Annotated in this window: 9 protein-coding genes, 1 tRNA gene and 1 pseudogene; 7 read left to right on the top strand and 4 right to left on the bottom strand. The window is 35.8% G+C overall.

What is annotated here, in order from left to right:
• Positions 1-126: 126 nt before the first annotated feature.
• From V6256_RS14670 to mutY, 3 genes are all read right to left on the bottom strand, one after another.
• Positions 127-202 (bottom strand) — tRNA-Phe (locus V6256_RS14670).
• 173 nt (positions 203-375) lie between these two features.
• Entirely contained in the window at positions 376-651 is a 276-nt protein-coding gene (locus V6256_RS14665) for an oxidative damage protection protein (RefSeq protein WP_341599021.1), read from the bottom strand.
• 3 nt (positions 652-654) lie between these two features.
• The gene (mutY, locus tag V6256_RS14660) at positions 655-1,719 is read right to left on the bottom strand and encodes an A/G-specific adenine glycosylase (RefSeq protein ID WP_341599020.1); all 1,065 of its coding nucleotides are present in this window, start codon (positions 1,717-1,719) and stop codon (positions 655-657) included.
• Between the two features lie 126 nt (positions 1,720-1,845).
• On the opposite strand from mutY, the gene trmB reads away from it, so the two are divergent.
• The 4 genes from trmB to V6256_RS14640 all read left to right on the top strand — a co-directional run bounded on the left by trmB (position 1,846) and on the right by V6256_RS14640 (position 4,873).
• A complete protein-coding gene (gene trmB / locus V6256_RS14655) occupies positions 1,846-2,592 on the top strand; it encodes a tRNA (guanosine(46)-N7)-methyltransferase TrmB (protein WP_341599019.1) in 747 nt (248 codons plus the stop codon).
• 292 nt (positions 2,593-2,884) lie between these two features.
• The gene (locus V6256_RS14650) at positions 2,885-4,042 is read left to right on the top strand and encodes a Na/Pi symporter (protein WP_341599018.1); all 1,158 of its coding nucleotides are present in this window, start codon (positions 2,885-2,887) and stop codon (positions 4,040-4,042) included.
• 21 nt (positions 4,043-4,063) lie between these two features.
• Positions 4,064-4,285 carry a hypothetical protein gene (locus V6256_RS14645; protein ID WP_341599017.1) on the top strand — a complete coding sequence of 74 codons (222 nt, stop codon included), beginning with the start codon at positions 4,064-4,066 and terminating at the stop codon, positions 4,283-4,285.
• Between the two features lie 153 nt (positions 4,286-4,438).
• The gene (locus V6256_RS14640) at positions 4,439-4,873 is read left to right on the top strand and encodes a universal stress protein (protein WP_341599016.1); all 435 of its coding nucleotides are present in this window, start codon (positions 4,439-4,441) and stop codon (positions 4,871-4,873) included.
• A gap of 101 nt (positions 4,874-4,974) precedes the next feature.
• On the opposite strand, the gene V6256_RS14635 is transcribed toward V6256_RS14640, so the two are convergent.
• On the bottom strand, positions 4,975-5,247 hold the full coding sequence (locus V6256_RS14635) for a helix-turn-helix transcriptional regulator (protein WP_341599015.1): 273 nt from the start codon (positions 5,245-5,247) through the stop codon (positions 4,975-4,977).
• A gap of 10 nt (positions 5,248-5,257) precedes the next feature.
• Here V6256_RS14635 and V6256_RS14630 point away from each other — a divergent pair.
• From V6256_RS14630 to V6256_RS14620, 3 genes and pseudogenes are all read left to right on the top strand, one after another.
• A pseudogene (locus V6256_RS14630) lies at positions 5,258-5,548 on the top strand (GTP-binding protein); the annotation flags it as partial.
• A 30-nt stretch (positions 5,549-5,578) separates the two neighbouring features.
• Positions 5,579-5,767 (top strand): hypothetical protein, encoded by a 189-nt coding sequence (locus tag V6256_RS14625; RefSeq protein ID WP_341599014.1) that lies wholly within the window; start codon positions 5,579-5,581, stop codon positions 5,765-5,767.
• Between the two features lie 274 nt (positions 5,768-6,041).
• The gene (locus tag V6256_RS14620) at positions 6,042-6,248 is read left to right on the top strand and encodes a cold-shock protein (protein WP_341599013.1); all 207 of its coding nucleotides are present in this window, start codon (positions 6,042-6,044) and stop codon (positions 6,246-6,248) included.
• Positions 6,249-6,425 lie beyond the last annotated feature (177 nt).

The raw sequence follows: 6,425 nt of genomic DNA, 5'->3' as shown, positions 1-6,425 counted from the left end.
AACTGGTGACCTACTGATTACAAGTCAGTTGCTCTACCTACTGAGCTAAGTCGGCACATAAACCGTTCTAGAGTTTTCACTCTTTTTTACTGATTGAAATTAATCTTTTCAGTAAAATCTAAATAATGGTGCTTCGTCTCGGAATTGAACCAAGGACACGAGGATTTTCAATCCTCTGCTCTACCGACTGAGCTAACGAAGCAATCTTGTTCTTAATTCATCAATCTTCTTTAGAAGCTTGTGAAGCAGGAACGAGGCGTATTAAATAGATTTTAGAGGCTATCGTCAACCTCTTTTTACAGTTTTATTAAGTTTTTAATGTGTTTGCTTGTACTTTAAGCACTAAATGCTTTAAATCTAGACATTATCACTCATTTAATCATTTTTCTCTGGCGTGAAGCCTTCGATCGCCACATCTTTATCTTCAAATAAATAACCTATCATTGCTTCTTGAATGATGGCTCTGTCGTCTGGGTTTAACATTTTTAATTTTTTTTCATTAATTAACATTGTTTGCTTTTGTTGCCATTCAGCCCAAGCTTCTTTACTAATATTATCAAAAATACGTTTACCGACTTCACCTGGGATTAATTGGAAATCTAAACCTGGCGCTTCTTTTTTTAAATAAGTACAAAATACAGTACGAGACATTATTTATTCCTTGTGCGTTATTTTATTAACGCTGCTTAATATTTTTTTAGTGGCAGCCGCTAAGCCAACTTTTTGTGGATGCTGTAAGTTATACCAAAGCTGTCCATGTTGTTCCATTATTTGATTTGAATCTTGCTGTGAAAACTCAATTAATATTGGCGATATATCAAAATGGTAATGGCTAAAGGTATGGCGGAAAGTGGATAGTTCCGTTGCTTGATACTCTCCTATACCTTGCTCTTTTAAGCTCGCGACGGCGCTTTCTTTGTCAATAAACTCAGGGAAACACCATAACCCCCCCCAAATTCCTGTAGGCGGGCGTTGAATCAATTGAATAGTATGTTGGCTATTCTTTAACACTAACATCACAGCGGTTTTTACTGGGATTTTCTTTTTCGCTTTTGGTGTTGGGTAACTGGTCATGCAATTATCTGCTAATGCTAAACAGTCTTCTGCTACTGGGCATTGATCGCACTTAGGTTTACTACGGGTGCAGATCATTGCGCCCATATCCATCATAGCTTGATTGAATATTTGAGTATCTTTGGCAGGGGTTAGCTTATCTGCTAATGTCCATAATTGTGTCTCGACTTTCTTTTCACCTGTCCAACCTTCAATTTTTTGGTGGCGAGTCAGGACACGTTTAACATTACCGTCTAAAATAGAGAAATGCTTATTCAGTGTTAATGATAAAATAGCACCAGCAGTAGAGCGACCGATACCTGGAAGAGCTAATACATCGTCAAACTCTTCAGGGAATTGACCATCATACTTATCTCTTATCATTTGAGCAGCTTTGTGCAGGTTACGTGCTCGGGCGTAATAGCCTAAGCCAGTCCAATGGTGTAACACTTCATCAATAGGTGCATTGGCTAAGTAGGAGATAGTTGGAAATGAGCGCATAAATTGATTAAAATAAGGGATCACAGTTGCAACTTGTGTTTGTTGCAACATAACTTCACTGACCCATGTTTTATATAAACTCTTATCTAATTGCCATGGTAAGGTTTTACGACCATGTTGTTGGTGCCAATCATTGATTCTTTGACTAAAATACGACTTACTCACTAGAGACTCTTTAATAATTAAAATGAGCGATAGTCTAGCAGAGTTGCACAATTAATATAACATTGCATAATGCACGGCTAATTTAGCCCAATAACAGTAAAAAGCCGACCAATTAAAGGTAAAGAAATGACAGATCAAGAGCAGTCTGCGACAGAGAATGTGTCTGAAGACAATAATATTGAAAACAATAAAGAAAAGTATATTCGTAAAATCCGATCTTTTGTAAAGCGTGAAGGTCGAATGACGAAGCGTCAGCAAACTGCAATTGATGATTTATGGCCAACAATGGGACTTGATTATCAAGAAGCGCCATTAAACTTTGAAGCAGTATTTGGTAATAATAACCCGGTCGTTCTAGAAATTGGTTTTGGTATGGGTAAGTCATTAGTTGAAATGGCATTAAATGCACCAGAAAAAAACTTTTTAGGCATAGAAGTACATGGACCTGGTGTTGGAGCTTGTCTAGCCGATGCTGGTGAAGCTGGCGTAACAAACTTACGTGTAATGAATCATGATGCGGTGGAAGTATTAGAGTTTATGATCCCTGATCAAAGCTTATCTACATTCCAACTTTATTTTCCTGATCCATGGCATAAAGCTCGCCATCACAAACGCCGTATTGTGCAGCCTGCTTTTATTGAAAATATGCGCCCTAAACTTGCTATTGGTGGTGTGATTCATATGGCTACTGATTGGGAAAACTACGCAGAACACATGCTTGAAGTATTACAAGCAGCCACTCATTTTAAAAATGTAAGTAGTGAAGGTGATTATGCACCGCGTCCGGATTGGAGACCATTAACAAAATTTGAATCTCGTGGTCATCGTTTAGGCCATGGCGTATGGGATTTATTATTTGAACGCATAAGTTAGTCGCTGTTTATATTATTTGAGTGCCGTTACCGTCCTTGAATAGGACAATTAAGTCGTCGCTTCAGATAACAGCCTATAAGGCGAGTATTGTGAAAGCAATACTCGCTTTTTTATTTATAAGGTTACTAAAATTAGTAATTGATAGATTAAATGTTGTTACTTTGACTACATTTAAGAGGTGTTTTGTTGCGAGTATAAAGGGTTATGTTTCAAAAATATGTTGTTAGTCATATTTCTGTCACAAACTCGCTTTATTATCTCCGCAATTAAAACTTATAGCAGGAAAGTTGAGATGGAAAATATTCAAACAATTTTGCCCGAAAAGGGCAAAACAGAAGGCGCTAATAACGCTGCACAATGGTTAACTGTTGCATTATTAGTTTATTTATTGATTTGTGCTGTTGGCATTATTAGTGGTGGCTTTAAGTTATTTGCAGGAGATCATGCAAAGGAGCTTTTTGCATTTGCTAGTAATCCTTTTGCAGGCCTAGTTGTTGGTATTGTTGCTACTGCATTAATACAGTCGTCTTCGACGGTGACGTCGATTATTGTTGGCTTGGTGGCTGGCGGTTTACCTGTTGAACTCGCGGTACCTATGGTAATGGGAGCAAACGTTGGAACTTCTATTACGAATACGATTGTCTCTTTAGGACATGTGCGTGCAAAAGAGGAGTTTAAACGTGCTTTTTCTGCTGCGACAGTACATGACTTCTTTAATCTTTTATCTGTGCTTATTTTCCTGCCTTTAGAAATTGCATTTGGTTTGTTAGAGAAAACAGGCGCTTGGTTAGCTGGTTTATTTTATGGTACTGGCGATACGTCAATAAAAGGGTTTAACTTTGTGAAAGCAGCGACAGCTCCGGTTGTTGATTCTTTTAAAAGTGTTGCACATTCATTTGGTGACCAAGTAGGTGGTTTATCACTGATTATTGTGGGTATTGGACTGATCTTTTTTGCAATCACCTTGGTTGGTAAATTATTGAAAAAACTAATGGTCGGCAAAGCAAGAAATATTATGCATACTGCAATTGGACGCGGCCCTATGTCTGGCATCGCTTCTGGAACGTTAGTGACTATTTTTGTTCAGTCTTCTTCTACAACGACCTCGTTGATGATTCCATTAGCCGGTTCTGGTGCATTCAAATTAAAAGATATTTACCCTTTTACTCTAGGTGCTAATGTTGGTACTTGTGTGACAGCCGTTTTAGCTGCAACTGCTGTTACAGGTAATGCACAAGCTGCATTACAGATAGCGTTTATTCACCTTGTATTTAATATTCTTGCTGTGTTGGTTATTTATGGCATTCCTGCTTTACGTTACTTACCTATAAAAGCATCTGAAGCATTAGGGAATATTGCTGCTGAAAATAAATTTGCTGCATTAGGTTATATTTTAGGTGTTTTCTTTGTTTTACCTGCATTATGTTTAGGGATAAGTAGTCAAATTTAATTGGTTGTGAAGGAGTATTTTATGGATGATTTACGAGCTTTAACAAGAGAAAGATTAAATAAATTGATCAATGAAACACAGCAATCATTGGTTGAATTAAAAGAAGAAGTCGCACGTAGAGAGCACGTTAAGCAAGAAAATGAGATTAATGATTTAGACCATCATATGAATAGTGCAGAATTAAACCTAGTGGCACTAAAAGATTTTATTGCTTATTTAGTAGAGCACTCTAAGCAAAAGTGATTTACGAGTTATTAACTCTAGAGCCGATAGTACTGCTGTATTATTGGCTTTTTTATTATTTATAAATTACGTTAAAGTTTGACCTGTGTATAAAAAACAGACAATTACTCGGTGGTAAAATAATAAAGAGAGGATAAAGTAAGGAGTACTATTATGAGCTACCGTCATATTTTAGTTGCCGTTGATTTTGATAAAGATAATCGAGATGTGATTAACAAAGCGGTTAATTTAGCAAAACCTTTAAATGCAAAATTATCATTAATTCATGTTAATCAAGCCATCGGAAATATTGGTTTTACTGGTTTAATTGATGTTGATTTATCTGGTTTATCACCTTCTGTTACAGAAGTAGAAGAGCTACGAGAGAAGCTTGGAGAGATAGCCGATAGCATTGGTTATGATGTCGAGCGAAAATTTGTGATTAATGGTGATATCAGTACAAGCTTTGAAAAACCAGTGAAGGACTTTAATGTTGATTTAATCGTGTGTGGTCACCACCATGATTTTTGGAGTCGCTTAAGCCCTAGTGTTGGTGGGTTAATTAATACTTCACCAGTTGACATCTTAATTGTTACTTTAAAAAGTTAAGAAGATCACCGTATTATCCTATAAGTTTATTAATCATTTAAAAATTGATAGGCGATGGGGTGACATAAAACCATCAATCACATTGATGGTTTTTTTATTATTTAGTTTTCTAATATTCTGATTGAAATGGCCGCAGCAGAAGTGCGGTTATCAACACCTAACTTTTTATAAATTTGTTCTAGATGCTTATTTACTGTTCTTGGGCTCATCTCTAAAATCTGTGATATTTCCCAGCTTGTTTTCCCGTAAGATACCCAATATAACACCTCTGATTCACGTTTGGTGATGGGTAAATTCTGTTGTAAATCTAAAGCGGTTTTTTGTGTTTTATTTTCTATTATGCGTAATAAATGTATTGGCTGTTTACTTTGCATCGTTTTATTTTCTCTAAGTGTTACCTTTAGCTCTGAACTATCAGATTTAACGCTTTATGTTATTGATGTATCTGCTGGTGAAAAAATTCCTCGTAAAGGTGGCCCTGGTATTACTAAGTCAGATTTATTAATCATTAATAAAATAGATGTTGCTGAATTGGTTGGGGCTTCATTAGAAGTGATGGATAAAGATGCTAAGAAAATGCGTGGCGATAAACCTTTTATTTTCAGTAATATGAAAACAAAGCAGGAGTTAAATGATATCATCAACTTTATTGAAACACAGGGTATGCTTAAGTAAGCTACTATTGATTATAAAAAGGAATAGAACATGAAATTTTTGACTTTTATTGTAAGTTTATTATTAACCTCTCAAGCATTTGCTCATACTGATCATGCGTTAGGTGATGGTGCGCTTCATACACTTTACCATATTGTATTTTGGGGCTTGTTTGCTATGGTCATCATCAAAGCTGGGCTTTACTTAAAAAATAAACAAGCTCAAAAAAAGCAAAAGTAACCTGTACTAGTTAAGTTCTAATTAAGCACGGCTTATTTTGATTATTGGTCGTGCTTATTATTTTCCCTTTTTTACGCTATTTTTTAAACATTGGTTGACTTATTGATGGTTTCCTATACTATGAAGGTCAGCAAAAATAAAGCCTATTGTTTACATTCTTCATTACGTTGTTTTAGTCATAATACCTCGTCTGCAGTTTTTAAGTTCAGCCTAATTTACGCTAAGCAAGCCTATTTATAAGGCAATTTTAAAATTTACAAACAGGATAATAATTATGTCTAAAGTTCAAGGTACAGTTAAATGGTTCAACGAATCTAAAGGTTTTGGTTTCATCGAGCAATCAGCTGGTCCAGATGTATTCGCACACTTCAGTGCTATCGTAAGCGAAGGTTTCAAAACTTTAGCTGAAGGCCAAAAAGTAGAATTCACTGTAAGCCAAGGTCCTAAAGGCCCGCAAGCAGAAAACATCGTAGCACTTTAAGTTGTTATGATGTGTTAACGTTTATTTAACGTTAATCATTGTTAAAGAAATGGTAAATCTGAAAAGGTTTGCCATTTTTTTTGCCTTTAAAAAAGTAATACCAATTCCGTTAAAAATGTGATCTAATACCAATTATATTAAATAAGTGATCTAAATTTTGCGCAGGAAAAATGACTG

The organism is Psychromonas aquatilis (assembly GCF_038155185.1).
GTDB classification, from domain to species: domain Bacteria; phylum Pseudomonadota; class Gammaproteobacteria; order Enterobacterales; family Psychromonadaceae; genus Psychromonas; species Psychromonas aquatilis.
The sequence above is the reverse complement of the archived record's forward strand: the minus strand, read 5'-3'. Positions and strand labels throughout refer to the sequence as shown.

Bases quoted from the DNA above. Each gene is read 5' to 3' on its own strand.
- V6256_RS14665 (WP_341599021.1), bottom strand. From the start codon at position 651: ATGTCTCGTACTGTATTTTGTACTTATTTAAAAAAAGAAGCGCCAGGT.
- V6256_RS14650 (WP_341599018.1), top strand. From the start codon at position 2,885: ATGGAAAATATTCAAACAATTTTGCCCGAAAAGGGCAAAACAGAAGGC.
- V6256_RS14640 (WP_341599016.1), top strand. From the start codon at position 4,439: ATGAGCTACCGTCATATTTTAGTTGCCGTTGATTTTGATAAAGATAAT.
- V6256_RS14635 (WP_341599015.1), bottom strand. From the start codon at position 5,247: ATGCAAAGTAAACAGCCAATACATTTATTACGCATAATAGAAAATAAA.
- V6256_RS14645 (WP_341599017.1), top strand. From the start codon at position 4,064: ATGGATGATTTACGAGCTTTAACAAGAGAAAGATTAAATAAATTGATC.
- V6256_RS14620 (WP_341599013.1), top strand. From the start codon at position 6,042: ATGTCTAAAGTTCAAGGTACAGTTAAATGGTTCAACGAATCTAAAGGT.
- trmB (WP_341599019.1), top strand. From the start codon at position 1,846: ATGACAGATCAAGAGCAGTCTGCGACAGAGAATGTGTCTGAAGACAAT.
- V6256_RS14625 (WP_341599014.1), top strand. From the start codon at position 5,579: ATGAAATTTTTGACTTTTATTGTAAGTTTATTATTAACCTCTCAAGCA.